This window comes from Paraburkholderia sp. J69-1 (assembly GCF_905220255.1).
GTDB lineage: Bacteria > Pseudomonadota > Gammaproteobacteria > Burkholderiales > Burkholderiaceae > Paraburkholderia.
Genome location: NZ_CAJMZG010000001.1, coordinates 170008 through 191841, shown reverse-complemented (window position 1 = coordinate 191841; position 21834 = coordinate 170008). Strand labels below are relative to the sequence as shown.

The following is a 21834-nucleotide window of genomic DNA, read 5'->3' as shown; positions in this document are numbered from 1 at the left end:
GCCCCGCGAATCTCGCGGGGCTTTTTCGTTTCCGGGCGGCCAATTTTGGACTTAAGCGTCGGCCTTAAACGTCGGGCTTACTGCTTGATGCCCTCGGCCTGAATATGCAGCTTCGTCTTCATGCTGAAGCCGTACTTCCTGCCCATATCCATGCCGAAGTCGTCGCGATCGAACTCGGCTTCGGCTTCCACGCCGCAGACCTCGCGCTTGAGCATCGGATGCGGCATGCACTTGAACGAGTCGATTTCCAGCTTCACGGGCTTCGTCACGCCATGCAGCGTAAGCGTGCCGATCACTTCCTTCGGCTTGTCGCCGTCGAATACGATCTGCGTGCCCTTGTAAGTGGCGGCCGGATACTTCGCGACGTCGAAGAACTCTTCGCCGCGCAGATGCTTGTCGAGCTCCGTATTGCCGGTCTGCACTGAAGCGGGATCGATGCTGACGTCGACCGTGCCGGTTTTCGCCGCGCGGTCGAGCGTGACCGTGCCCGTGGTCTTCGTGAACTTGCCGCGCCACACCGATAAACCGGCGAAGTGATCGGCTTCGAAGCTCGGGTAAGTGTGGTTGGGATCGAGCTGATAGGTGTCGGCGGCCTGCGCCATCGACGGGGCGAGCGACGCGGCAATCGACAGCGCGGCAGCCCCGGCGGTCATGACGCTTTTCAACACGAAATTATTCAAGTACGCCTCCTTTCTTCGCTACGTGGTGGTGATACCGGAACCACATCGCCGCACTGGCGGTGAACCGAAACAGCACTAACGCCGTGCGACGACGATGTGAAACTTGATCAGCACTTCATCGGCAACGCGCGACGTATCCCGCCACTGCCCCATGCCGATGCCGAACGCCAGCCGGTGAACCGGCAAGGTGCCGTCGTAGGTCTGCGTCGCGCCCTGCTGCGTGAGCACGACGGGCACGGCGACACGCTCCGTATGCCCCTTGATCGTCAGATCGCCGCTCACGCTGTACTGGTTCGGCCCGGTCGTGGCGATCGAGGTGGAAACGAAGGTCGCCTGCGGCCAGGCCGCTGCATCGAACCACTCGGGCCCGCGCACCGACTCGTTATAGGTCGAATCGCCCAGATCGTAGCTGGCCGTGTCCACCGTCAGCCGCGCGCTGCCCGCCGCGGGCTTCGCCGGATCGAAGTCGATCCGCGCGTCGAACTTCGTGAAGCTGCCCGCCACCCGCACGCCCAACTGGCGCGAGATGGCCTCGACCGTGCTGCTGTCCGCGTCGAGTTGTGCGCCTGCGTAGCCCGCGTCGAGCGACAGCGCGCCCGCCAGCAAGGCGTACGCCACAACGCGTGCCCGTCTTGTCGATCTATCCATGGCCAACCCCGAGCCGGGCGCTCCCACAGCTCCGCGCACCCGACGCCCACGCGGATGCCCTGGAGGCGCAGCCGGCCAAACCGGCCGCCCAACTGCAAAGATAGCCCAACGGCTGCAATCAAGCAGAAGCGGCCTGAGCAGACGCCCCCTGCCGCTCTCGCACGCACCGACGCGGCAAACATGGCACACTCCTGCGCCCGCCGAGCTGCCTCGGCAAGCCTGATGCGCGGCGCAAGCCGCCTTTGGTAACATGAACAGCGAGGGCTCTACCGGCAATGCAGACTCGATCGACAGCCGCGCCCGAGCTGCTCGTCCCCGTTCACGTCGTTTTGCGTCATCTATCCGCATGGCCCAGGACAATCTGATCGCGTGTCACGAATGCGACGCGCTCTACCGCAAGCCTCGCCTGCTGGGGCGCCAGTCCGCGCGCTGCTCGCGTTGCGGCGCCGCGCTCTATCAAAGCAGCTCGGCGCAACTCGACCGCATCTGTGCGATCACCGTCGCCGCGCTCGTCACCTTCATCATCGCGCAGTCGTTTCCAATCATCGAACTCGACGCCAACGGCATCACCTCGGAGTCGAGCCTGTTTGGCGCGCTCGTGGTGCTGTGGAACGAGGACATGGAGATCGTTGCGGTGATGGTCTTCTGCGCAACCATCCTCTTTCCGCTCACCGAGATGGTCGCGCTGCTCTACGTGCTGCTGCCGATCCGGCGCGGCTTCATTCCGCCAGGTTTTAACCAGGTGCTGCGTGCGATCCAGTTCGTGCGGCCGTGGGGCATGCTCGAAGTCTTCATGCTGGGCGTGCTCATCACCATCGTCAAAATGGTGAGCCTCGCGCGCGTGATCCCGGAAACAGCGCTGTTCGCCTTCGGCGCGCTCACGCTGATGTTCACCGTGGTGGTGACGTTCGATTCGCGCACGCTCTGGGATATCGCCGACGCGCTGCGCGCGGGTGCGCGCCAGGCCCGTCGTCCAGCTGGCAGCGCGGTGCTGGGCGGCCACGAGATCGATCCCGACGGGCTGAGCGACCCGGGCGTGCCGCCCACGCTGGGCGGGCCGGAGGCGGGAGGCGCTGTCAGCCCCGCCCCTGCCGCGGACCATCCCGTCAGCGAACCCGAGATCCGCGATCCTTCCGCGCCGAAGCCCGGCGGCCCGACCACGCCCGGATGGAAACCGCGATGAAACCGACACTGAAGCGTCCGCAGAAAATCGCGCGCACCGAGGCATGCCGATGAAATACCTCACCGCCACCGACGCCGGCCTGATCTCCTGCCACGCCTGCGGCCATCTGCAGCCGCGTGCTCGCGCGCGCGCCGGCCACGCCCATGAGCGCTGCCAGCGCTGCAACTCGCCGCTGCATCTGCGCCATCCCGACAGCCTCGCGCGCACCTGGGCCCTGCTGATCGCGGCCGCGCTGCTCTACATTCCGGCGAACCTGCTGCCGGTCATGCACACGGCCTCGCTCGTCGGCGACGAAGACGACACGATCATGAGCGGCGTCGTCTACTTCTGGACCTCCGGCGACGCGCCGCTCGCGGTGATCGTCTTCATCGCCAGTATTCTGGTGCCGATGCTCAAGCTCAGCGTCATCGCACTGCTTTGTTTCACCTCGCAGCGCCGCTCCACCTGGCGCCCGGTCGAGCGCACCAAGCTCTACCGGCTGGTCGAATTCATCGGCCGCTGGTCGATGCTGGACATCTTCGTGGTCACCCTGACCGTGGCGCTGGTACGCTTCCAGTCGCTTGCGGTGATCACGGCGGGGCCCGGCGCAATCGCATTCGGCTCGGTCGTGATCCTGACGATGATGGCGTCGATGCAGTTCGACCCGCGCTTGATCTGGGACCCGGTGGACGAAGACAAACAGCAACCCACGCAACACTCTCAGGATCACCCACATGAATAGTCCGAAAGGACCGAATCCGCCGCCGGCCGGGGGCTCGCTGCCGCCCGACCTGCCCGAGCCGGACATCGTCAAGCCCAAACGCTGGCTGCCCTCGCTCGTCTGGATCGTGCCGCTCGTAGCCGCGCTGATCGGCGTGGCGCTCGTGGTGAAGTCGGTCGCCATGCGCGGGCCGACCATCACGATCAGCTTCATGACCGCCGAGGGCCTGGAGCCCGGCAAGACCAAGGTCAAGTACAAGGACGTCGAGATCGGCTCGGTGCGGGCCATCAAGCTTTCGCCAAATCTCTCGCGCGTGCTCGTGACGGTCGAACTCACCAAGGACGCAGAAAACTTCGCCAAGAAGGACAGTCACTACTGGGTGGTGCGCCCCCGCGTGGGCGCGAGCGGCGTTTCGGGTCTCGGCACGCTGCTTTCGGGCTCCTACATCGGCGCCGATGCCGGTCGTTCGGACGAAACCGCCAGCGAATTCACCGGGCTGGAGACCCCGCCCGCCGTGACCATCGACGAAAAAGGCCATCGCTACACGCTGCATAGCGAAACGCTCGGCTCGCTCGATATCGGCACGCCGATCTTCTACCGCCGCATCCAGGTGGGCCAGGTCACGGGCTATTCGCTAGACAAGGACGGCACGGGCGTGACGGTGCAGGTGTTCGTCAGCGCGCCTTACGACCAGTACGTGGGCACCAATACCCGCTGGTGGCATGCCAGCGGCGTGAACGTGCAACTGGATTCGAGCGGCATCAAGGTCAATACGCAGTCGCTCGCGACCGTCGTGGTGGGCGGCCTCGCCTTCCAGTCGCCGGCCGGCCAGACGATGGGCCCGCAAGCGCCCGACAACGCTACCTTCACGCTCGCCTCGGACGAAAGCGAAGCGATGCGCGAACCGGACGGCGCGCCGGTGCGCGTGGTGATGTACTTCAACCAGTCGCTGCGCGGGCTTTCGGTGGGCGCGACGGTGGACTTCCGCGGCATCGCGCTCGGCCAGGTGACGGATATCGGCATCGAATACGATCCGAAGGCGCACAACTTCACCATGCCGGTGACGATGGATCTTTACCCGCTGCGGCTGTCGCGCCGCACGCGTGGCGAAGCGCCCACGCCGCACACGCCGCAAAGCCGCGAGCTGGTCAAGCGACTCGTCGCGCGCGGGCTGCGCGGCCAGTTGCGCACGGGCAACCTGATCACCGGCCAGTTGTATATCGCGCTCGACGTGTTCCCGAAGGCCGGTCCCGCGAAGGCGGATCTCGACCGCGACCCGATGGAGCTGCCGACGGTGCCGAACTCGCTGGAAGAACTGCAACAGCAGGTCGCCGACATCACGAAGAAACTCAATCAGATTCCGTTCGACAAGATCGGCAACAACCTGAACGAGTCGCTGAAGAACGCGAACCAGTTGTTCGGCAAGGTCAACGACGAACTGCTGCCGCAGATGAAGGGCACGCTCGACGAAGCGCAGAAGACCTTCAGCGCCGCGCAATCCACGCTGCAGCAGGATTCGCCGCTGCAATCGGATGTGCATCAGGCGCTGCAGGAACTCACGCGCACGCTGCAATCTCTCAACTCGCTCTCGGATTATCTGGAGCGCCATCCCGAATCGCTGCTGCGCGGCAAATCAGGAGACAAGCCATGACGTTTCGCCTGCCTCCCCTGCGGCGTCCCGCCGCCCTTTCGATGCTCGCCCCGACGCTGGCGATCACCGTGACACTCGCGGCGGCGCTCGCGGGCTGCGCCTCGCCGGGCAGCCGCTTCTACACGCTGAGCCCAAGCGACGACACGGCGCGCACGGCCCCGGCCGCCACCGCCAGCAATCCGGCGTGGCTGATCGAGCTGGCGCCTGTCGATGTGCCGCCGCAGGTCTCCAAGGCCCAGTTGGTCGTGCAGACCGACGCAATGCAGGTGAAGGTGCTGGAACAGGAGCGCTGGGCGTCGATGCCCGGCGACGAGATCCGCCGCGCGCTGTCGGGCGATCTCACCCAGCAGCTCAACACCATCGACGTCTATGGCTCGCCGCGTCCTGACGGCGTGCCGGTGTATCGCGTCAGCGTGAACGTGCAGCGCTTCGAATCGTGGCCCGGCTCGCACGCGCTCATCGACGCGGTGTGGAGCGTGCGCGCGCTCGATTCGCAGACTGTCATGACCTGCCGCAGCGTGCTCAACGAACCGGTGGGAGACGGTTACGACGCGCTGGTGATCGGTCATCGCCGCGCGGTATCCGATCTGTCGATGGCGATTTCGAGCGGCGTGCGTGCGCTCGCCGCCATGCCGCAGGTGAGCGTGCCTGCGGCGACGAAGAAAGGCGCCACGAAATCGGCCATGCCGACAAAGCCCGTAACCAGCATGGCCTGCCCGACGCTCGTTCCGGCGGCATCGGCAAGCTGACGCGTTCGGGTTTCCGACCCGCTTCACAACGAGGGATGACGCGGCGCGATGCGCTGCCTCATCCCTCGTTGCATTTCTGCGTCCGCGCGCAGCCGGTCAGGCAAAGTCGGCCCAACAAAACCGGCTCAAAGCACGCGGCCCGCGATAATGGCGGTTTGCCTCGCTGCCTGACACTTCTGTATGTTTCGTTCGATCACCACGCTCTGGAAAAAGTGGCGCGCCTCGCGCAGCGCCGGACAGCAACTCGACGCGCTGCTGGCGAGTGCCGACGCCGACGCCCCTTACGCCGAACGCAGCGACTGGCTGATTGAGCTTGCGCACTGGCTCCACCGCCGTGGCAAGCTCGACACCGACGCTGCGCCCAGCACCGTTCTCGCCGACGACGCGCCGCAGCGCACGCCGCCCGAGCATGTGCGCGTGCGCTATTTGCTGCACGTGCTCGAGCGCAATCCGGCCTGGAAAGCGAACGTCGGCGCGATGGTGCGCAAGCTGCTGCGCGACAGCGACAGCATTTCGCTGCTCTGCGATGCCGGCATGCCGGTGCATTCGGGCCTCGTCGGCGCGCTGGTCGAGCGTGTGCAGGCTCAATTGATCCCGCCCGCGCCCAATCGCCGCGACCTCGCCGCGCTCGTCACGCTGATGTTCCCGGCCGCTTACGATCCCGAGTGGATCTCGACGCTGCCCGCCGATCTGCTCAAGCGCCTGCAGGCGCTGATCGCCGAACCCGCGCCCGTGCTGGCAAGCGACACGCCCGCCGAATCCGCGACGGTGAAACTGCCGGGCGATTTCTCGCTCGACCTGCTTACGGCGCTGCACAACCTGACCTGCCAGATCAGCTCGACGGGCCTTTCCCCGACAGTGCGCAGCCGCCTGTCCAGCGACGAAGCGCGCGTCGCCGTCGAAAAACTGCCATTCTTCCGCCTCACGCGCGCGATGCTCGCGGTGGAAAACGCCCGCGACGCGGGTGAGCCCGCGCGGCTGCTGCAGGAAGTGAGCTGGCTGCGTCTGCTGCTCGACGACTGCCGCAAGGCCACCGACGATGTCTTCGCGCATCTCTATCGCCATGGCGTGCGCGTGGACACGGTGTTTCAGGTGCAGCGCATGCGCATGCGCATCGTGCGCGCCGAGCGCCTGCTGGACGCCTGGATGGCCGCCGACGATGCCCCGACGCAAGCGCGCCTCATCGCCGATCTGGTGCGCGCGAACCAGCGCAGCCAGAGCGTCTCGCATCTCGTGCGCAGCAACTTCGCGCTGCTTTCGCGCAAGGTCGTGGAGTTGTCCGCCGACACCGGCGAGCACTACATCGCACGCGATCGCGCCGAATATCTGACGATGCTGCGCATGGCAGCCGGCGGCGGCCTGGTCACCGCGGTGACGGTGTATGTGAAGTTCGGCGTGACGGGCGCGCATCTGCCATCGATGATCGAAGGGGTGTTCGCCGGTCTCAACTACGCGGTGAGCTTTCTGGTGATGCACTTCTGCCACTTCTCGCTGGCGACCAAGCAGCCCGCCATGACCGCACCCACGCTCGCGCGCGAACTCGACGGCACGCATGTGGCGGCGGGACGTGCGCGCTTTGTCTCGTCGGTGGTGGCGCTGATCCGCACCCAGGCTGCGGCGGTGCTCGGCAACGTGCTGCTGGTGTTCCCGGCGTGTCTGGCGATCCAGCTGGTGTGCGGCTGGCTGTTCCACGCGAACCTGATCTCGCCGCAGAAAGCGCACGCGACGCTGCAATCGTTCTCGCTGCTCGGGCCCACGCCGTTCTACGCCGCGCTCACGGGCGTGCTGCTGTGGGCGTCGAGCCTGTTCGCGGGTTGGGCCGACAACTGGTTCGTACTCCATCGCGTCGAAGATGCGCTCGCGTGGAACCGGCGTCTGCGCATGACGCTGGGCGTTTCGGGCGCGGCGCGTCTGGCGCACTTTTGCCGAATCAACGCGGCCGGCGTGTGGGGCAATGTCGTGCTCGGCATGATGCTGGGCGTGGTGCCAGCGATCGTGTCGGCGGTGGCGTTCCACTTCGAGGTGCGGCACGTGACGCTGTCGGCGGGCTCGATCGGCGTGGCGATGGGCGTGCTGGGCACGAGCACGCTGAAAAGCGGCGAACTCTGGTGGGCCGTGGCCGGCGTCGCCAGCATGGCGGTGCTCAACGTGACGGTGAGTTTTGCGCTCGCGCTGCAGATGGCGTTGCGCTCGCGCGACCTTGGCCGTCGAGACGTGCGCCCGCTGATGCGCGCATTCTGGCGCCGCGTCACGCGCCATCCGATCGATCTGGTCTGGCCGATCCGGCGCGCACAGTTGCGCGAGGACAACGAATGAGCGTGCGGTTTTGTATGCCAGATGGCCAGTGATGCGCGTCGCCCTGATGCAACCCAAACTGCCCGGCCAGCCTTGATGCCACGATGAGGAACGCGCGCGCTCCGTGTTTCCAGGGAGCGTTCCTCAACTTTCTGCTCGATGGCGTGGCATCGCGCGGCGCTTGCCTCGTGTAGTCACGTAGGTTACAGCCGCATGATCAAAACCTTTCGGCACAAAGGTCTTGCATCGTTTTTTCTGGACGGCAACAAGGTAGGTATTCAGGCGCATCACGCTCCGCGATTGCGCGTTCGACTGGGCGCGCTCGAGTTGGCGTGCGGCCCGCAGGACATGAACTCGCCGCCCTGGCGCCTGCATGCGCTACGCGGCGATCTACGCGATCATTCGGCCGTCTGGGTAAATGGCAACTGGCGTCTCACCTTCACCTTCGAAGGCGAGGACGCCATTCTCCTCGATTATCAGGACCATTAAAGGACAGGCATGAGCAGCAGCATGCACAACCCGCCGCACCCCGGCGAGGTACTGCGCGACTGGATTCCGCAGGACATGACCGTGACCGAAGCCGAAAATTCGCTCCATATCAACCGCGTGACGCTGTCGAATCTGCTGAACGGCAAGGCCAACGTGACGGCGAATATCGCGCTGCGCCTGTCCGCGTGGCTCGGCACGTCGACCGATCTGTGGCCCGGCATGCAGATCCAGTGAGATTTGTGGCAGGCCAGCCAGCAGCCCCGGCCGAAGATCAAACCTTTGGTTCGGGATACGCTGTGAGGTCTGTCCGGGCGGCGAACACGTGGCGAACATGCTGCAAACATGTTGCGAACACCACGCCCACCGGCCCCGCCGCCTAACCCGCGTACAATAGCGCCTTCCCCGCAGCGTCACCTCTCTCCTCATGTCTTTCGATTTCTTTGCTCCCTGCCCGCGTGGCCTTGAAGCCGCGCTCGCCGCCGAACTGGCCGAAACCGCGCAACGGCGTCTGCCGCCCGGCGCGCTCCAGGTCGGCGCCGAAGTCCCCGGCGGCGTGCATTTCCGCGGCAACTGGGCCGGCGGCATGGCCGCGAACCTGCATTCGCGCATCGCGAGCCGCGTGCTCCTGAAGCTCGCCCAGCGTCCCTATCGCGGCGAGCAGGACATCTACGCGCTCGCCCGCGAGCAGCAGTGGGAGAAATGGTTCTCGCCGAACGAGACGATCCGCATCGACATCACCGCGATCAAGTCGCCGCTGCGCAGCCTCGAATTCGCCACGCTGCGCGTGAAGGACGCGATCTGCGACCGCATGCGCGACAAGGCCGGCTCGCGTCCGAGCGTCGATACCGCGTACCCGGATGTGCGCATCTTCGCCTTCCTGACCGCGACCGATTGCACGCTTTACCTCGACACGTCCGGCGAGCCGCTCTTCAAGCGCGGCTGGCGTCTGGACAAGGGCGCGGCGCCGCTGCGCGAAAACCTCGCCGCCGGCATCCTGCGTCTGACCAACTGGTCGCCCGAACAACCGCTGTATGATCCGATGTGCGGCTCCGGCACCTTCCTCGCCGAAGCCTGCCAGGTCGCGCTGGATATCGCGCCGGGTCTGTCGCGCAGCTTCGGTTTCGAGCGTCTGAAGCAGTCCGATTCGGCCGCCTGGCGCCATCTGAAGAGCGAAGCCAATACGGCTCGCAATACGGCCATGAGCCGCGCAAAAGATCTGAAGATTTTCGGCAGCGACATTTCCGACGTCATGCTGGAGAAGGCTCGCGCCAACTTCGCACGCGCCGGTCTGGGCAATGTGCCGCTCAAGCAGATCGACGCGCGCAACATGACGCCGCCCGCCGAGGGCGACGGCATCCTCGTGGCAAACCCGCCGTATGGCGAGCGTATCGAAGTGCGCGGCCGCAACGCGCGCGGCGAACTGCGCGAGCGCAATCCGCGTGACGACGACGGCTACGACGCACCCGAATCGTTTCGCCGCGTCCACACCGACGCACCGGACGCGGAGTTCTTCCATGCGCTCGGCGACGCGCTCAAGCAGCGTTTCACCGGCTGGCGCGCGTTCTTCCTCACCTCGGATCGCAAGCTGCCGGGCCAGTTGCGTCTGCGCGAAGCCGCCAAAACGCCGCTCTTCAACGGCGCGCTCGAATGCCGTCTGTTCCGCTTCGACCTGATCGCGGGCAGCGTCCGCCAGCGTCCGGCGAAGGACGCATCGAGCGAAAACAGCGAAGGCTAACAGCCTCGCATCGGGCCGCCGTGCGCTTCAGACGCGCGCGGGCCCGATCTGCGCGCCGCCCGGCGCGACCGGCAGCGGATAGCCTGCGTAGTCGGGAAACAATCTCGGCAGCAGAAACATCGGCAAGGCGTAGCGCGAGAAACAGCGCGACGTCGAAGCCGGATGAATCAGATGCAGGCAGCTCGCCTGCGTATCGTCCGCCGCCAGCACCTTTTCTCCTGCTGCCACCACGCGGCGGATGAAACTTTCGTCCTCGCCCAGATTCACATCGTCGTAATGCGCGATGTCGAACAGCGATTTGCGATACACATACGCGAAGCCATAAAACAGGATGAAATCGGCGCCGATTTTCATCTTGTCGTGAAACGTCACCGTGTTGACCGTTTGCCCGCTCAGTTCGTAGTGCAGACCAACGCGCGCATTCAGATCCATATAGCCGAGAAACTGCGTGTGCGGCGCGAACATCCAGAACGTCGATAACTTCATGAGCGCCGCGTCGTTCTCGCGCATCAAGCGCGTCATCTGTTCGAGATAGTGGGCGGCGTAGTGATCGTCATCGTCGAAATGGGCGATGGTGCCGGCGCGCGATTCGGCGACAAGCAGATTGCGCTTCGCGCCGATCGACATCGGCTCCTTCGACCAGTGATAGCGCACGCGCGCGTCGCTGCGCGCGAGTTGCTGCATGAAGGCGCTGGGCTGCGGGCTGTCGTCGAGCACCAGCCACTCCCAGTCGACGCGCTGACGCGCGACACAGCGCGCAATCGCCGGCAGAAAAGCCTCGCGATTCGCGGTCGGCGTGATGATGGAGACGTTTGGAGACATGAGATGAAGGCGAGGCAATGGAGATGCGATGCGTCGATTACAACAAATCCGCGCGCGAGGCTCTCTCGAAAAAGTTCGAAACGCCGCGCCGCGGGTCATACCGCTAGCTACTGACAGCACGCTGTCAGCAGGGGGTCTGCACACTGCCTCTATCCCACGCCGCACGCCACAAGCGGCCAGGGACGGCGCCCCGGCATCCCGCCAGCCGCCGCCATCGAACCGCATCCGCCGTCGCCACTCAAGGAGTGCATCATGTCCACCGAAATGCTCGAAGTGCCCCAGCTGTCCCAAGCTGCCCGCGTCATCTCGTGGTTCGAAATCCCCGCTCACGATCTCGATCGTGCGGCCCGTTTCTACGAATCCGCGCTCGATACTTCGCTGCAGCGCGAAGTCGTCGGCGGCGTGCCGATGGCGATCTTCGGTCACGCCGATAACGCCACCGGCGGCTGCATTGTGTTCAATCCGCAGGACGCCAAGCCGGACCCGAAAGGCGTGCTCGTGTATCTGAACGCGCAGCCCTCGGTCACGGCCGTGCTCGATCGCGTCGAGAAGGCCGGCGGCAAGAAGCAGGGCCCGGCGCTGGAGTTGCCGAACAACTACGGCTATATCGGCTTCTTCATCGATACGGAAGGCAACCGCGTCGGGCTGCATGCCGCGAAGCTGGGCTAAGCCGGACGCTCACGCCGCCACGCAGCGCGGGCCGTGCTGCGGGCGGCGCTATCATCTGCACAGCCTCACCCGCGGGCGCGCCCTCATGCGCTCCCTCACGCGCGCCCTTCCTTCTTCTCCAGCGGCCCCACCATGACCCGTCGCGCCGACCGCCTGTTCCAGATCGCCGAACTACTGCGCGGGCGCCGTCTCACCACGGCGCAGCAGCTTGCGGAATGGCTCGCCGTGTCGCCGCGCACGGTTTATCGCGATGTGCGCGATCTACAGCTTTCGGGCGTGCCGATCGAAGGCGAAGCGGGCATCGGTTACCGGCTCGCGCGCACGGCCAGCCTGCCGCCGCTCACCTTTACCGCCGACGAACTCACCGCGCTCGCCGTCGGCGCCCGCATGGCCGAATCCTGGGGCGGCGCGGCACTCGCGGGCGGCGCGCGCGGGGCGCTGGCGAAAATCGCCGCCGCGATGCCGGCGGAAAAACGCGCCGTACTCGAACGCATCGCCGTGTTCGCGCCGTTGTATCACGTCGATCCGGCGTACTCGGAAAAAGTGGACGCGCTGCATCGCGCCGTCGATTCGCGGCTCGTGGTGCGCTTCGCGTATTGCGACCGTATCGGCGCGCAAACGGAACGGCGCGTCTGGCCGCTCGGGCTCGTGTATTGGGGCGCGCAGTGGACCGTGGGCGCGTGGTGCGAGATGCGCGAAGGCTTTCGCAATTTCAATATCGAGCGCATGAATAGCGTGGAAGTGCTCGAACCGTTTCCCGATGTCAGCGGACGGCGGCTCGCCGATTATCTGCGCCATGTGAATGCGCCATCGCGATGACGTGCAAACGAAAAAGCCCGCCAGTTAGCGGGCTTTTTCACGACCATCGAGCGTGACAGCCAGAGGCGCTTACTCCACCGCCTTCACCATATCCTCGATCACTTTCTTCGCGTCGCCGAACACCATCATGGTTTTATCCATGTAGAAGAGTTCGTTGTCGAGACCCGCGTAACCCGCCGCCATCGAACGCTTATTGACGATGATGGTGCGCGCCTTGTACGCCTCGATGATCGGCATGCCCGCGATCGGCGACTTCGGATCGTTCTTCGCGGCCGGATTCACCACGTCGTTCGCGCCGAGCACCAGCACCACATCGGTCTGGCCGAACTCGTTGTTGATGTCTTCCATCTCGTACACGAGGTCGTAGGGCACTTCGGCTTCGGCGAGCAACACGTTCATGTGACCCGGCATGCGGCCCGCGACCGGGTGAATCGCGTAGCGCACATCCACGCCTTTTTCGACGAGCTTGTCAGTCAGTTCCTTCAGCGCATGCTGCGCGCGCGCCACGGCCAGACCATAACCCGGCACGATCACCACGCTTTCCGCGTTGCCGAGCATGAACGAGGCATCGTCGGCGGAACCGGACTTCACCGGACGCTGCTCCTGCGCGCCACCCGTGGCCGCCGCGCCCGCTTCCGCGCCGAAACCGCCCAGCAGCACGTTGAAGAACGAGCGGTTCATCGCGTGGCACATGATGTACGACAGAATCGCGCCCGACGAACCCACCAGCGACCCGGCGATGATCAGCATCGCGTTGTTCAGCGAGAAGCCGATGCCCGCCGCCGCCCAGCCCGAGTACGAGTTCAGCATCGACACCACGACGGGCATATCCGCGCCGCCGATCGGAATGATGATGAGCACGCCCAGCGCGAACGCGATCGCCGTCATGATGATGAACGGCAGCCACGATTGCGTGATGAAGAACAGCACGCCGAAGCCGATCATGCCGATCGCCAGCATCAGGTTGATCAGATGCTGGCCCGGGTAGACCACGGGCGCGCCCTGAAACAGCCGGAACTTGTACTTGCCCGAGAGCTTGCCGAAGGCGATCACCGACCCGCTGAAGGTAATCGCACCCACGAAGGTGCCGATAAACAGTTCGATGCGGTTACCGTACGGCAGGAAGCCCGGATACGGCGCGTCTTCCGCCACGAGTCCGAACGCAGCCGGCTCCGACACCACCGCATACGCGATGCACACCGCCGCGAGACCGATCAGCGAGTGCATGGCCGCAACGAGTTCGGGCATCTTCGTCATCTCGACGCGTGCCGCCACGAACGCACCCAGCCCGCCGCCGATAATCAGCGCGCCAAACAGCAGCCCAAGCCCCAGCCCGAGATTCGAGCCGAACTGTGCGGACTCCTTCACGATCAGCGCAAGCGTCGTGAGGATGGCGATGGCCATGCCCACCATGCCGAACATATTGCCGGCGCGCGCGCTGCGCGGATTCGACAAGCCCTTGAGCGCCTGAATGAAGCAAACCGACGCCACCAGATAGAGCAGCGTAACGACGTTCATGCTCATTTACGCGCCCTCCTTGCCAGCCGCGGGGAGCTTTTTGGGCTCTTTCTTGCGGAACATCTCCAGCATTCGCCGTGTGACCAGAAAGCCGCCGAACACGTTCACGGCCGCCAGCAGCACGGCAAACGTGCCGAAGAACTTGCCCGCGCCGCCCACGGTCAAGCCCGTCGCCAGCATCGCGCCGACGATCACGATCGCCGAAATTGCATTGGTCACGGCCATCAGCGGCGTATGCAGCGCGGGCGTGACATTCCAGACCACGTGATAGCCCACATACACGGCCAGCACGAAGATGATCAGGTTGATGACGGTATGGTTGATCAGTTCCATTGCCGGTCTCCTCTCAGGTCTTGCGCGTGACGGCGCCGTCGCGAGCCAGCAGCGTGGCCGCGACGATATCGTCCGCGAGATCGATGTTGAGCGTGGCTTCCTTCGTGATGATGAGCTTGAGGAAGTCGAGCAGATTGCGCGCGTAGAGCGCCGAGGCATCGGCGGCCACCATCGACGCGAGATTCGTGTAGCCGCAGATCTGTACGCCGTGCTGTGTGATCACCTGATCGGCGACGGTCAGCGGGCAGTTGCCGCCGCGCCGTCCCGTAGCCTGATCGGCGATGGGACCGCGTCCCGCCGCGAGGTCGATGACCACCGAACCCGGCTTCATCGCCTGCACCGTTTCCGATGGCAGCAGCGTGGGCGCGTCGCGGCCCGGAATCAGCGCGGTCGAAATGACGATGTCGGCCTGACGCGCGCGCTCGTGCACCAGGGCAGATTGCCGCGCCAGCCACGAAGGCGGCATCGGCCGCGCATAACCGCCTACGCCCACCGCTGCTTCGCGCTCCTCATCGGTTTCGTACGGCACGTCGAGGAATTTGGCGCCGAGCGATTCGATCTGCTCCTTCACCGCCGGACGCACATCCGATGCTTCGATCACCGCGCCAAGGCGCTTGGCCGTCGCAATCGCCTGCAGGCCCGCCACGCCCGCGCCCAGGATCAGCACGCGCGCGGCCTTGACCGTGCCGGCGGCCGTCATCAGCATCGGCATGAAGCGCGGATACAGATTCGCCGCCACCAGCACCGCCTTGTAGCCGGCGATATTGGCCTGCGAGGACAGCACGTCGAGGCTTTGCGCGCGCGTGGTGCGCGGCGCGGCTTCGAGCGCGAACGCCGTCAGGCCCGCATCGGCGAGCTTCTGGGCGTTATCCGCATTGAATGGATCGAGCATGCCGGCCAGCACCGCGCCGCGCTTCATGAACGCGAGTTCGCTGACGCTGGGCGATTGCACCTTGAGTACGAGGTCGGCGCCGAAGGCGGCCGCCGCGTCGGCAATCTGCGCCCCGACCGCCGCATAGGCTTCGTCGGGAAAGCTGGCGCCGGTGCCGGCACCGGACTGGATCGTGACCGTATGGCCCTGCGCGACGTACTTCTTGACTGTCTCCGGCGTCGCGGCCACGCGGCCTTCGTTCGCCCGGGTTTCCGCGGGCACTCCGATATGCATCGTTGTTTCCTCCTCGGCCTGCTTCTCTTTTTGATATGGCTCGTGTCAAAGGACAGAGCGGAGTAAGGCCGACGAGGCTCGCCGGCTCTTATTGCAACGTTCTGGTACGGCTGAAACGGGCAATGCAACGGCAAACGACGCACCACTTTAACCGAAAGCAGCGACGGCTTTGAAGCGGGATTTATCCCTTTTTGTGCACTGCACACAACACTGCATGTCGTCCGACCGGACGGTCGGGGCCTGATCCGGCCCCGGGCAGCCTTGGGCGCGTGCCGGTAAAATACCGGCCCATGAACGATGAAACCTGGGCACCCCACGTCACCGTGGCCGCCGTGATCGAGCGCGACGGGCGTTTTCTGCTGGTCGAGGAACACACGCCTGCGGGCTTGCGCCTGAATCAGCCGGCCGGCCATCTGGAAGCCGGCGAGACGCTGTTTGAAGCCGTCGTGCGCGAGACGCTCGAGGAGAGCGCCTACTCGTTCGCACCGCAGGCGCTGGTCGGCATGTATATGACTCACTTCGGCAAGCCGGGCGAGTCCGGCACGACCTATCTGCGCTTCACGTATTGCGGCAGCGTCGCGAGCGAGCCGGAAGATCGCGCGCTCGATCCCGATATCGTCCGCACGCTCTGGATGAGCGTCGACGAGCTGCGCGCCGCGAGCGAGCGCCATCGCACGCCGCTCGTCATGCAGTGCGTGGACGATTACCTCGCGGGCAAGCGCGTGCCGCTCGATTTCGTGCAGACGCACGCGGTCGGACCCAGGTTAGCGAACCAGACAGGCAGCAAGGGCTAGTCGCCCACTAGATGCAGCACAAAAAGGCAGCAGAGATGAGTAAAAAACGAGTGGTGGTAGGCATGTCGGGCGGCGTGGATTCGTCGGTGACCGCGTGGCTGCTCAAGGAGCAGGGTTACGACGTCGTCGGCCTCTTCATGAAGAACTGGGAAGACGACGACGACGGCGAATACTGCTCGACGCGTCAGGACTGGATCGATGTGGTGTCGGTCGCGGATCTGATCGGCATTGACGTCGAAGCCGTGAACTTCGCCGCCGAATACAAGGACCGCGTGTTCGCGGAGTTCCTGCGCGAGTATTCGGCGGGCCGCACGCCGAACCCGGACGTGCTCTGCAACGCCGAGATCAAGTTCAAGGCCTTCCTCGACCACGCGATGTCGCTGGGCGCGGAAACCATCGCCACGGGCCATTACGCGCGCGTGCGCCAGAACCTGGACAACGGACGTTTCGAACTGCTGAAGGCGCTCGATCATACGAAGGACCAGTCGTACTTCCTGCATCGGCTGAACCAGGCGCAGTTGTCGAAGACGATGTTTCCGCTTGGCGAAATTCCGAAGACGAAGGTGCGCGAGATCGCCGAACAGATCGGTCTGCCGAACGCGAAGAAGAAGGATTCGACCGGCATCTGCTTTATCGGCGAACGGCCGTTCCGCGACTTCCTGAACCGCTATCTGCCGACCCAACCCGGCCCGATGATGACGCCCGACGGCAAGACCGTAGGCGAGCACATCGGCCTCGCGTTCTATACGTTCGGGCAGCGCAAGGGCATTGGTCTGGGCGGCAGCAAGGACGGCAGCGGCGATCCGTGGTTCGTCGCCGGCAAGAACATCGAAACCAATACGCTCTACGTCGTGCAGGGTCACGATCATCCGTGGCTGCTCGCGCATGACCTGCGCGCCGGCAACGTGAGCTGGGTCGCGGGCGAGCCGCCAGCCGAAGGCCATGCGTGCGGCGCGAAAACGCGCTATCGCCAGGCCGATGCGCCCTGTTCGTTCGCGGGCGCGGCCGAGTTCGGCGAAGGCCAGTTCTCGCTGCATTTCCCGGATGCGCAATGGGCCGTCACGCCGGGCCAGTCGGCCGTGTTGTACGACGGCGAAGTCTGCCTGGGCGGCGGCATCATCGAAGCCGTGACGACGCTCGAACCGCACGTGCCCGCCGTGCTGCCGCCGGTTGCGCCGAAGAAAAAGCGCTCGCCGCGCAAGAAGTCGCCGCAGTTCGCGGCCAAGGCTTCGTCCACCACAGAAAGCCAGGCGTAAGCTGATTCGCGCGGCGCGTTCTGCGCCGCGCGCCCTCCTCGTTCGTTCTCTCGCGTTATTGCACGCGGCTTTGCGCGGCGTCGACTCCGGCCCCGCCAAACCCTGCCCGCTTGCCGGCCAGTTTCACAAACTTGCGGCATTATGCGGGCACGCCAGCGCCGTACCCCAGCGCGGCGGGTTCGCGCGGACCTGACCGGATTTCGCGCGGCAAATCAAGAGATCGAGGAGTCCCCCCATGTTTTCCCGACGTTACCTCGCCATGTGGTGCGCGGTGCTGCTACTCGCGGCCTGTGTCATCGCAGCGGCGTTCCATCACCTGTCGTGGTTCTGCGCCATCGTGCCCGCGCTGCTCGTCGCGCTCGGCCTTTACGACATGACCCAGTTGCGCCACGCCATCCTGCGCAATTACCCGCTCTGGGGCCATCTGCGTTTCCTGTTCGAGTTCGTGCGGCCTGAAATCCGCCAGTACTTCGTCGAAGACGACACCGACGAAAAACCCTTCTCGCTCGTGCAGCGCAGCGTGGTGTACCAGCGCTCGAAGAATGTCGTCGACAGCCGCCCTTACGGCACCGAACTCGACGTCAAGGCCGTCGGCCACGAATGGATCAGCCATTCGCTCGCGCCCACCAAACTCGATGGCAGCGACTTCCGCGTGCTGGTGGGCGCGAGCCGCCCGCAGCCGTATTCGATGTCGATCTTCAACATCTCGGCGATGAGCTTCGGCGCGCTGTCGGCCAACGCGATCCGCGCGCTCAATCTGGGCGCGAAAAAAGGCGGCTTCGCGCACGACACCGGCGAAGGCTCGATGTCGAAATATCACCGCGAACACGGCGGCGACATCATCTGGGAAATCGCTTCGGGCTACTTCGGCTGCCGCAATGACGACGGCACTTTCAGCGCCGATAAATTCCAGCGTCTCGCCAACGAGCCGCAAGTGAAGATGATCGAGGTGAAGCTTTCGCAAGGCGCGAAACCGGGTCACGGCGGCATGCTGCTCGCGGCCAAGGTCACGCCCGAAATCGCCGAAACGCGCGGCATTCCGATGGGCCAGGACTGCGTGTCGCCCGCGCGTCATTCGGAGTTTTCGACGCCGCGCGGCCTGCTCGAATTCGTCGATCGCCTGCGCAAGCTGTCGGGCGGCAAGCCCACGGGCTTCAAGCTGTGTATCGGCCATCCGTGGGAGTTTTTCGGCATCGCCAAGGCCATGCTCGAAACCGGCATCCTGCCCGATTTCATCGTCGTGGACGGTGCGGAAGGCGGCACGGGCGCCGCGCCCATCGAGTTCACCGATCACATCGGCACGCCGTTGCAGGAAGGCCTGCTGCTCGTGCACAACACGCTCGTGGGCATCGGCTTGCGCGACAGGATCAAGATTGGCGCGAGCGGCAAGATCATCACGGCATTCGACGTGGCGAAGACGCTGGCGATTGGCGCGGACTGGGTGAATTCGGCGCGCGGCTTCATGTTCGCGGTGGGCTGCATCCAGGCGCAGAAGTGCCATTCGGACCGCTGCCCGACGGGCGTGGCGACGCAAGATCCGGTGCGCCAGCGCGCGCTCGACGTGCCCGACAAGGGCGAGCGCGTCTACAACTTCCATCGCAACACGCTGCACGCGCTGCAGGAAATCATTCAGGCCGCCGGCCTCGCAAGTCCCGCCGATCTGCGCGCGCATCACATCGTCCGGCGCGTTTCTTCATACGAAGTGAAGCTGATGTCGGAACTGCTCAAGTATCTGAAGCCCGGCGATCTGCTGGAAGCGCGCTATCGCTATCAGTTGTACGAGAAGTGGTGGCCGGTGGCGCGCAGCGATTCGTTCGCGCCGGCCGAAGAAAAAATCGTCTGATGTTTCTATGAGTTTGCGTGATGGTTGCGCTCGCAACCATCGTCGAAAATTCGATGACGAAAAAAAAGCGCGCATTCTGAATGCGCGCTTTTTTTCATGCTTCGATGATGCTGCTTGTCAGGCTTAAGGCTCAGGGCTTAAGGCTTAGGCCTGTGGCACCGTATCCGCGAACGACGGACGCTGCATGAGCTTCTCGAAGTGCTTCTCGAGATTCGGATGCAGCTCGCGCCAGTTCAGTTCCGGCTGACGGAAGTCGAGATAGCCGAGCGCGCAACCCACTGCGATATCGGCGAGCGTGTAGCGGTTGCCCGCGCACCACGCATTGCCTGCGAGGCCCTTGGCCATCGCTTTCAGGCCTTCGTGAATCTTGCGATTCTGGCGCTCGATCCATGCGGCCGATTGCTGTTCGGGCGTGCGCTGCGTGCCTTCCGCGCGGATCAGCACGGCGGCGTCGAGCATGCCGTCGGCGAGCGCTTCCCAGCACCGCACTTCCACGCGCTCGCGTCCGCCCTGCGGAATCAGCTTGCCGACCGGCGAGAGCATATCCACGTATTCGCAGATCACGCGCGAGTCGAACACCGCTTCGCCGTCCTCCATCACGAGACACGGCACCTTGCCGAGCGGGTTGAAATCGTGGATCGCCGTTTCGGCGGCCCACACGTTTTCAAGCACCAGCTTGTAGTCGATTTTCTTTTCGGCGAGCATGATCCGCGCCTTGCGGACATACGGGCTGCCGAGCGAACCGATAAGTTTCATCGCACCTGCCTTTTCTGGAATCCGGCCGAAGTATACGTGGTAATCGACAAATTCTGACGGGTTGTCCGCTGGATAGCGCATATTCGGCGGGCGTCGATGTCGCGCTTTGTCGACAGGATGCAACACCGCGCGCGGCGCGGCGGGCCTTGCGCCCTGCATAAAACCGGCGATAACGCGGTGTCCAGGCACCGTGTTCCGGCGGACGTCGCCAACCTTCAGGCGCTACAATCGCACGATGGACACGACCCTTACGGAAAACGCTGCGGCGCCCGGCGCTGCAGCCGCTGCAGCCGACGCACCGCGCGGCCCCGATGGCGGCGCATCGCTCTATCGCGCGCGCCGCGAGCGCGTGCTGGCTGCCCTGCGAGCGCAAGGCGGCGGCGTGGCGCTGGTGCCCACGGCGCCCGAAGTCATGCGCAATCGCGACGCCGACTATCCCTATCGGCACGACAGCTATTTCTACTACCTCACCGGCTTTACCGAGCCCGAGGCGCTGCTCGTGCTGGACGCGAATGCCGGCGAAAACGAACCCGCCGAAATCCTGTTTTGCCGCGCGAAAAACGTCGAGCGCGAAACATGGGAAGGCTTGCGTTTCGGCCCCGATGGCGCGCGCGAAGCATTCGGCTTCGACGCGGCGTTTCCCATCGACGATATCGATACGCAGATGCCGCGTCTGATCGCCAATCGCCCGGCGCTGCATTACGCGCTGGCCGCATCTGAGCAATTCGACGCGCAGGTGCGCGGCTGGATCGATGCCGTGCGCGCGCAGGGACGCAGCGGCGTCACCGCGCCCGCGGCCGCCTATGACGTGTTGCCCTTGCTCGACGAGATGCGCCTCGTCAAGGACGCGCACGAACTCGACACGATGCGCCGCGCCGCGGAGATTTCCGCGCTCGCGCACGTGCGCGCGATGCAGACATGCCGCCCCGGCATGCGCGAATACGAGATCGAAGCCGAATTGCTTTATACGTTCCGCAAGCATGGCGCACAGGCGCCGGCCTACGGTTCGATCGTCGCCACGGGCGCGAATGCCTGCGTGCTGCACTATCCGGCTGGCAACGCCGTCGCACGCGAAGGCGACCTGATCCTGATCGACGCGGCCTGCGAACTGAACGGCTACGCCTCGGACATCACGCGCACGTTTCCCGCCAGCGGGCGCTTCACGAGCGCGCAACGCGAGCTCTACGACATCGTGCTGGCCGCGCAGCAAGCGGCCGTCGACGCCACACGCGCCGGCGTGAATTTCGAAGCGCCGCACGAAGCGGCTGTGCGCGTGCTCGCGCAAGGTCTGCTCGATACGGGCATTCTCGATCGCCAGCGCTACGCGAGCGTCGACGAAGTGATCGCCGATCGCGCCTACGCGCGCTTTTATATGCATCGCACGGGCCATTGGCTCGGCATGGATGTGCACGATGTGGGCGATTATCGCGAGCGCGGCACGCCAGACACGTCAGGCGATGCGCCGCCCTGGCGCACGTTGCGCGCGGGCATGACGCTCACCATCGAGCCGGGGCTTTATATCCGCGCGGCCGAAGACGTGCCGGAGCGCTATTGGGACATCGGCATCCGCATTGAGGACGACGCCATCGTCACCGAGACCGGCTGCGAACTCATTACGCGCGGCGTGCCCGTGAACGCCGACGACATCGAAGCGCTGATGCAGAACGCGCAACGCGGCGCATAAGCGTGAGTGCCGCGTAAATTCCGCGTGATTTCCATCACCACCGCC

21 protein-coding genes are annotated in these 21834 nt (G+C 65.0%); 14 read left to right on the top strand and 7 right to left on the bottom strand.

The features are described 5' to 3' along the window. Positions 1–77: 77 nt before the first annotated feature. The gene (locus U5A67_RS00985; protein ID WP_321815971.1) at positions 78–653 is read right to left on the bottom strand and encodes a YceI family protein; all 576 of its coding nucleotides are present in this window, start codon (positions 651–653) and stop codon (positions 78–80) included. A 102-nt stretch (positions 654–755) separates the two neighbouring features. After that, complete coding sequence (locus tag U5A67_RS00980) at positions 756–1328, bottom strand: YceI family protein (protein WP_321815970.1); 573 nt, start codon at positions 1326–1328, stop codon at positions 756–758. A 346-nt stretch (positions 1329–1674) separates the two neighbouring features. On the opposite strand from U5A67_RS00980, the gene U5A67_RS00975 reads away from it, so the two are divergent. From U5A67_RS00975 to U5A67_RS00940, 8 genes are all read left to right on the top strand, one after another. Then, the gene (locus tag U5A67_RS00975; protein ID WP_321815969.1) at positions 1675–2511 is read left to right on the top strand and encodes a paraquat-inducible protein A; all 837 of its coding nucleotides are present in this window, start codon (positions 1675–1677) and stop codon (positions 2509–2511) included. 49 nt (positions 2512–2560) lie between these two features. Beyond that, positions 2561–3232: a paraquat-inducible protein A gene (locus tag U5A67_RS00970; RefSeq protein WP_321815968.1), complete on the top strand. Its 672-nt coding sequence runs from the start codon at positions 2561–2563 to the stop codon at positions 3230–3232. Further along, entirely contained in the window at positions 3225–4862 is a 1638-nt protein-coding gene (locus tag U5A67_RS00965; protein ID WP_321815967.1) for an intermembrane transport protein PqiB, read from the top strand. Before U5A67_RS00970 ends, U5A67_RS00965 begins: the two co-directional genes overlap by 8 nt. Beyond that, positions 4859–5611 (top strand): membrane integrity-associated transporter subunit PqiC, encoded by a 753-nt coding sequence (locus U5A67_RS00960; protein ID WP_415767537.1) that lies wholly within the window; start codon positions 4859–4861, stop codon positions 5609–5611. Before U5A67_RS00965 ends, U5A67_RS00960 begins: the two co-directional genes overlap by 4 nt. A 180-nt stretch (positions 5612–5791) precedes the next feature. Further along, positions 5792–7927 (top strand): site-specific recombinase, encoded by a 2136-nt coding sequence (locus U5A67_RS00955; protein WP_321815966.1) that lies wholly within the window; start codon positions 5792–5794, stop codon positions 7925–7927. Positions 7928–8119: 192 nt separating this feature from the next. Continuing rightward, complete coding sequence (locus U5A67_RS00950) at positions 8120–8395, top strand: type II toxin-antitoxin system RelE/ParE family toxin (RefSeq protein ID WP_321815965.1); 276 nt, start codon at positions 8120–8122, stop codon at positions 8393–8395. A 9-nt stretch (positions 8396–8404) separates the two neighbouring features. Continuing rightward, complete coding sequence (locus tag U5A67_RS00945) at positions 8405–8629, top strand: HigA family addiction module antitoxin (protein WP_321815964.1); 225 nt, start codon at positions 8405–8407, stop codon at positions 8627–8629. Positions 8630–8819: 190 nt separating this feature from the next. Then, positions 8820–10130 carry a THUMP domain-containing class I SAM-dependent RNA methyltransferase gene (locus U5A67_RS00940; protein ID WP_205981404.1) on the top strand — a complete coding sequence of 437 codons (1311 nt, stop codon included), beginning with the start codon at positions 8820–8822 and terminating at the stop codon, positions 10128–10130. Between the two features lie 27 nt (positions 10131–10157). Here U5A67_RS00940 and U5A67_RS00935 read toward each other — a convergent pair whose 3' ends face one another. After that, positions 10158–10952, bottom strand: a complete 795-nt coding sequence (locus tag U5A67_RS00935) for a glycosyltransferase family 2 protein (RefSeq protein WP_321815963.1) — start codon at positions 10950–10952, stop codon at positions 10158–10160. A gap of 252 nt (positions 10953–11204) precedes the next feature. Here U5A67_RS00935 and U5A67_RS00930 point away from each other — a divergent pair, with 252 nt between their 5' ends. After that, complete coding sequence (locus U5A67_RS00930; protein ID WP_241023181.1) at positions 11205–11621, top strand: VOC family protein; 417 nt, start codon at positions 11205–11207, stop codon at positions 11619–11621. 132 nt (positions 11622–11753) lie between these two features. Further along, entirely contained in the window at positions 11754–12440 is a 687-nt protein-coding gene (locus tag U5A67_RS00925; protein ID WP_321815962.1) for a YafY family protein, read from the top strand. Positions 12441–12509: 69 nt separating this feature from the next. Here U5A67_RS00925 and U5A67_RS00920 read toward each other — a convergent pair whose 3' ends face one another. Genes U5A67_RS00920 through U5A67_RS00910 form a run of 3 tightly spaced genes read right to left on the bottom strand, consistent with a single transcriptional unit; the run spans position 12510 to position 15456 of the window. Continuing rightward, positions 12510–13964 carry an NAD(P)(+) transhydrogenase (Re/Si-specific) subunit beta gene (locus U5A67_RS00920; protein WP_205981407.1) on the bottom strand — a complete coding sequence of 485 codons (1455 nt, stop codon included), beginning with the start codon at positions 13962–13964 and terminating at the stop codon, positions 12510–12512. Next, entirely contained in the window at positions 13965–14291 is a 327-nt protein-coding gene (locus tag U5A67_RS00915; protein ID WP_205981408.1) for an NAD(P) transhydrogenase subunit alpha, read from the bottom strand. A gap of 13 nt (positions 14292–14304) precedes the next feature. After that, entirely contained in the window at positions 14305–15456 is a 1152-nt protein-coding gene (locus U5A67_RS00910; RefSeq protein ID WP_205981409.1) for a Re/Si-specific NAD(P)(+) transhydrogenase subunit alpha, read from the bottom strand. A 290-nt stretch (positions 15457–15746) separates the two neighbouring features. Between U5A67_RS00910 and U5A67_RS00905 the strand changes: the two genes are divergently transcribed. From U5A67_RS00905 to U5A67_RS00895, 3 genes are all read left to right on the top strand, one after another. Further along, positions 15747–16250, top strand: coding sequence for an NUDIX hydrolase (locus tag U5A67_RS00905; protein ID WP_205981410.1), 504 nt, complete (start codon positions 15747–15749; stop codon positions 16248–16250). A gap of 35 nt (positions 16251–16285) precedes the next feature. Further along, entirely contained in the window at positions 16286–17506 is a 1221-nt protein-coding gene (mnmA, locus tag U5A67_RS00900) for a tRNA 2-thiouridine(34) synthase MnmA (protein ID WP_321815961.1), read from the top strand. 235 nt (positions 17507–17741) lie between these two features. Next, positions 17742–19349, top strand: a complete 1608-nt coding sequence (locus U5A67_RS00895; RefSeq protein WP_321815960.1) for an FMN-binding glutamate synthase family protein — start codon at positions 17742–17744, stop codon at positions 19347–19349. A gap of 144 nt (positions 19350–19493) precedes the next feature. On the opposite strand, the gene U5A67_RS00890 is transcribed toward U5A67_RS00895, so the two are convergent. After that, on the bottom strand, positions 19494–20105 hold the full coding sequence (locus U5A67_RS00890) for a glutathione S-transferase (protein WP_205981413.1): 612 nt from the start codon (positions 20103–20105) through the stop codon (positions 19494–19496). Positions 20106–20340: 235 nt separating this feature from the next. Here U5A67_RS00890 and U5A67_RS00885 point away from each other — a divergent pair, with 235 nt between their 5' ends. Next, positions 20341–21789: an aminopeptidase P N-terminal domain-containing protein gene (locus tag U5A67_RS00885; protein WP_321815959.1), complete on the top strand. Its 1449-nt coding sequence runs from the start codon at positions 20341–20343 to the stop codon at positions 21787–21789. Positions 21790–21834: the final 45 nt, after the last annotated feature.

What these genes read in the sequence shown, in the direction of transcription:
- U5A67_RS00985 (WP_321815971.1), bottom strand. Translation starts at nt 653, where the DNA reads ATGACCGCCGGGGCTGCCGCGCTGTCGATTGCCGCGTCGCTCGCCCCG.
- U5A67_RS00980 (WP_321815970.1), bottom strand. Translation starts at nt 1,328, where the DNA reads ATGGATAGATCGACAAGACGGGCACGCGTTGTGGCGTACGCCTTGCTG.
- U5A67_RS00975 (WP_321815969.1), top strand. Translation starts at nt 1,675, where the DNA reads ATGGCCCAGGACAATCTGATCGCGTGTCACGAATGCGACGCGCTCTAC.
- U5A67_RS00970 (WP_321815968.1), top strand. Translation starts at nt 2,561, where the DNA reads ATGAAATACCTCACCGCCACCGACGCCGGCCTGATCTCCTGCCACGCC.
- U5A67_RS00965 (WP_321815967.1), top strand. Translation starts at nt 3,225, where the DNA reads ATGAATAGTCCGAAAGGACCGAATCCGCCGCCGGCCGGGGGCTCGCTG.
- U5A67_RS00960 (WP_415767537.1), top strand. Translation starts at nt 4,859, where the DNA reads ATGACGTTTCGCCTGCCTCCCCTGCGGCGTCCCGCCGCCCTTTCGATG.
- U5A67_RS00955 (WP_321815966.1), top strand. Translation starts at nt 5,792, where the DNA reads ATGTTTCGTTCGATCACCACGCTCTGGAAAAAGTGGCGCGCCTCGCGC.
- U5A67_RS00950 (WP_321815965.1), top strand. Translation starts at nt 8,120, where the DNA reads ATGATCAAAACCTTTCGGCACAAAGGTCTTGCATCGTTTTTTCTGGAC.
- U5A67_RS00945 (WP_321815964.1), top strand. Translation starts at nt 8,405, where the DNA reads ATGAGCAGCAGCATGCACAACCCGCCGCACCCCGGCGAGGTACTGCGC.
- U5A67_RS00940 (WP_205981404.1), top strand. Translation starts at nt 8,820, where the DNA reads ATGTCTTTCGATTTCTTTGCTCCCTGCCCGCGTGGCCTTGAAGCCGCG.
- U5A67_RS00935 (WP_321815963.1), bottom strand. Translation starts at nt 10,952, where the DNA reads ATGTCTCCAAACGTCTCCATCATCACGCCGACCGCGAATCGCGAGGCT.
- U5A67_RS00930 (WP_241023181.1), top strand. Translation starts at nt 11,205, where the DNA reads ATGTCCACCGAAATGCTCGAAGTGCCCCAGCTGTCCCAAGCTGCCCGC.
- U5A67_RS00925 (WP_321815962.1), top strand. Translation starts at nt 11,754, where the DNA reads ATGACCCGTCGCGCCGACCGCCTGTTCCAGATCGCCGAACTACTGCGC.
- U5A67_RS00920 (WP_205981407.1), bottom strand. Translation starts at nt 13,964, where the DNA reads ATGAGCATGAACGTCGTTACGCTGCTCTATCTGGTGGCGTCGGTTTGC.
- U5A67_RS00915 (WP_205981408.1), bottom strand. Translation starts at nt 14,291, where the DNA reads ATGGAACTGATCAACCATACCGTCATCAACCTGATCATCTTCGTGCTG.
- U5A67_RS00910 (WP_205981409.1), bottom strand. Translation starts at nt 15,456, where the DNA reads ATGCATATCGGAGTGCCCGCGGAAACCCGGGCGAACGAAGGCCGCGTG.
- U5A67_RS00905 (WP_205981410.1), top strand. Translation starts at nt 15,747, where the DNA reads ATGAACGATGAAACCTGGGCACCCCACGTCACCGTGGCCGCCGTGATC.
- mnmA (WP_321815961.1), top strand. Translation starts at nt 16,286, where the DNA reads ATGAGTAAAAAACGAGTGGTGGTAGGCATGTCGGGCGGCGTGGATTCG.
- U5A67_RS00895 (WP_321815960.1), top strand. Translation starts at nt 17,742, where the DNA reads ATGTTTTCCCGACGTTACCTCGCCATGTGGTGCGCGGTGCTGCTACTC.
- U5A67_RS00890 (WP_205981413.1), bottom strand. Translation starts at nt 20,105, where the DNA reads ATGAAACTTATCGGTTCGCTCGGCAGCCCGTATGTCCGCAAGGCGCGG.
- U5A67_RS00885 (WP_321815959.1), top strand. Translation starts at nt 20,341, where the DNA reads ATGGACACGACCCTTACGGAAAACGCTGCGGCGCCCGGCGCTGCAGCC.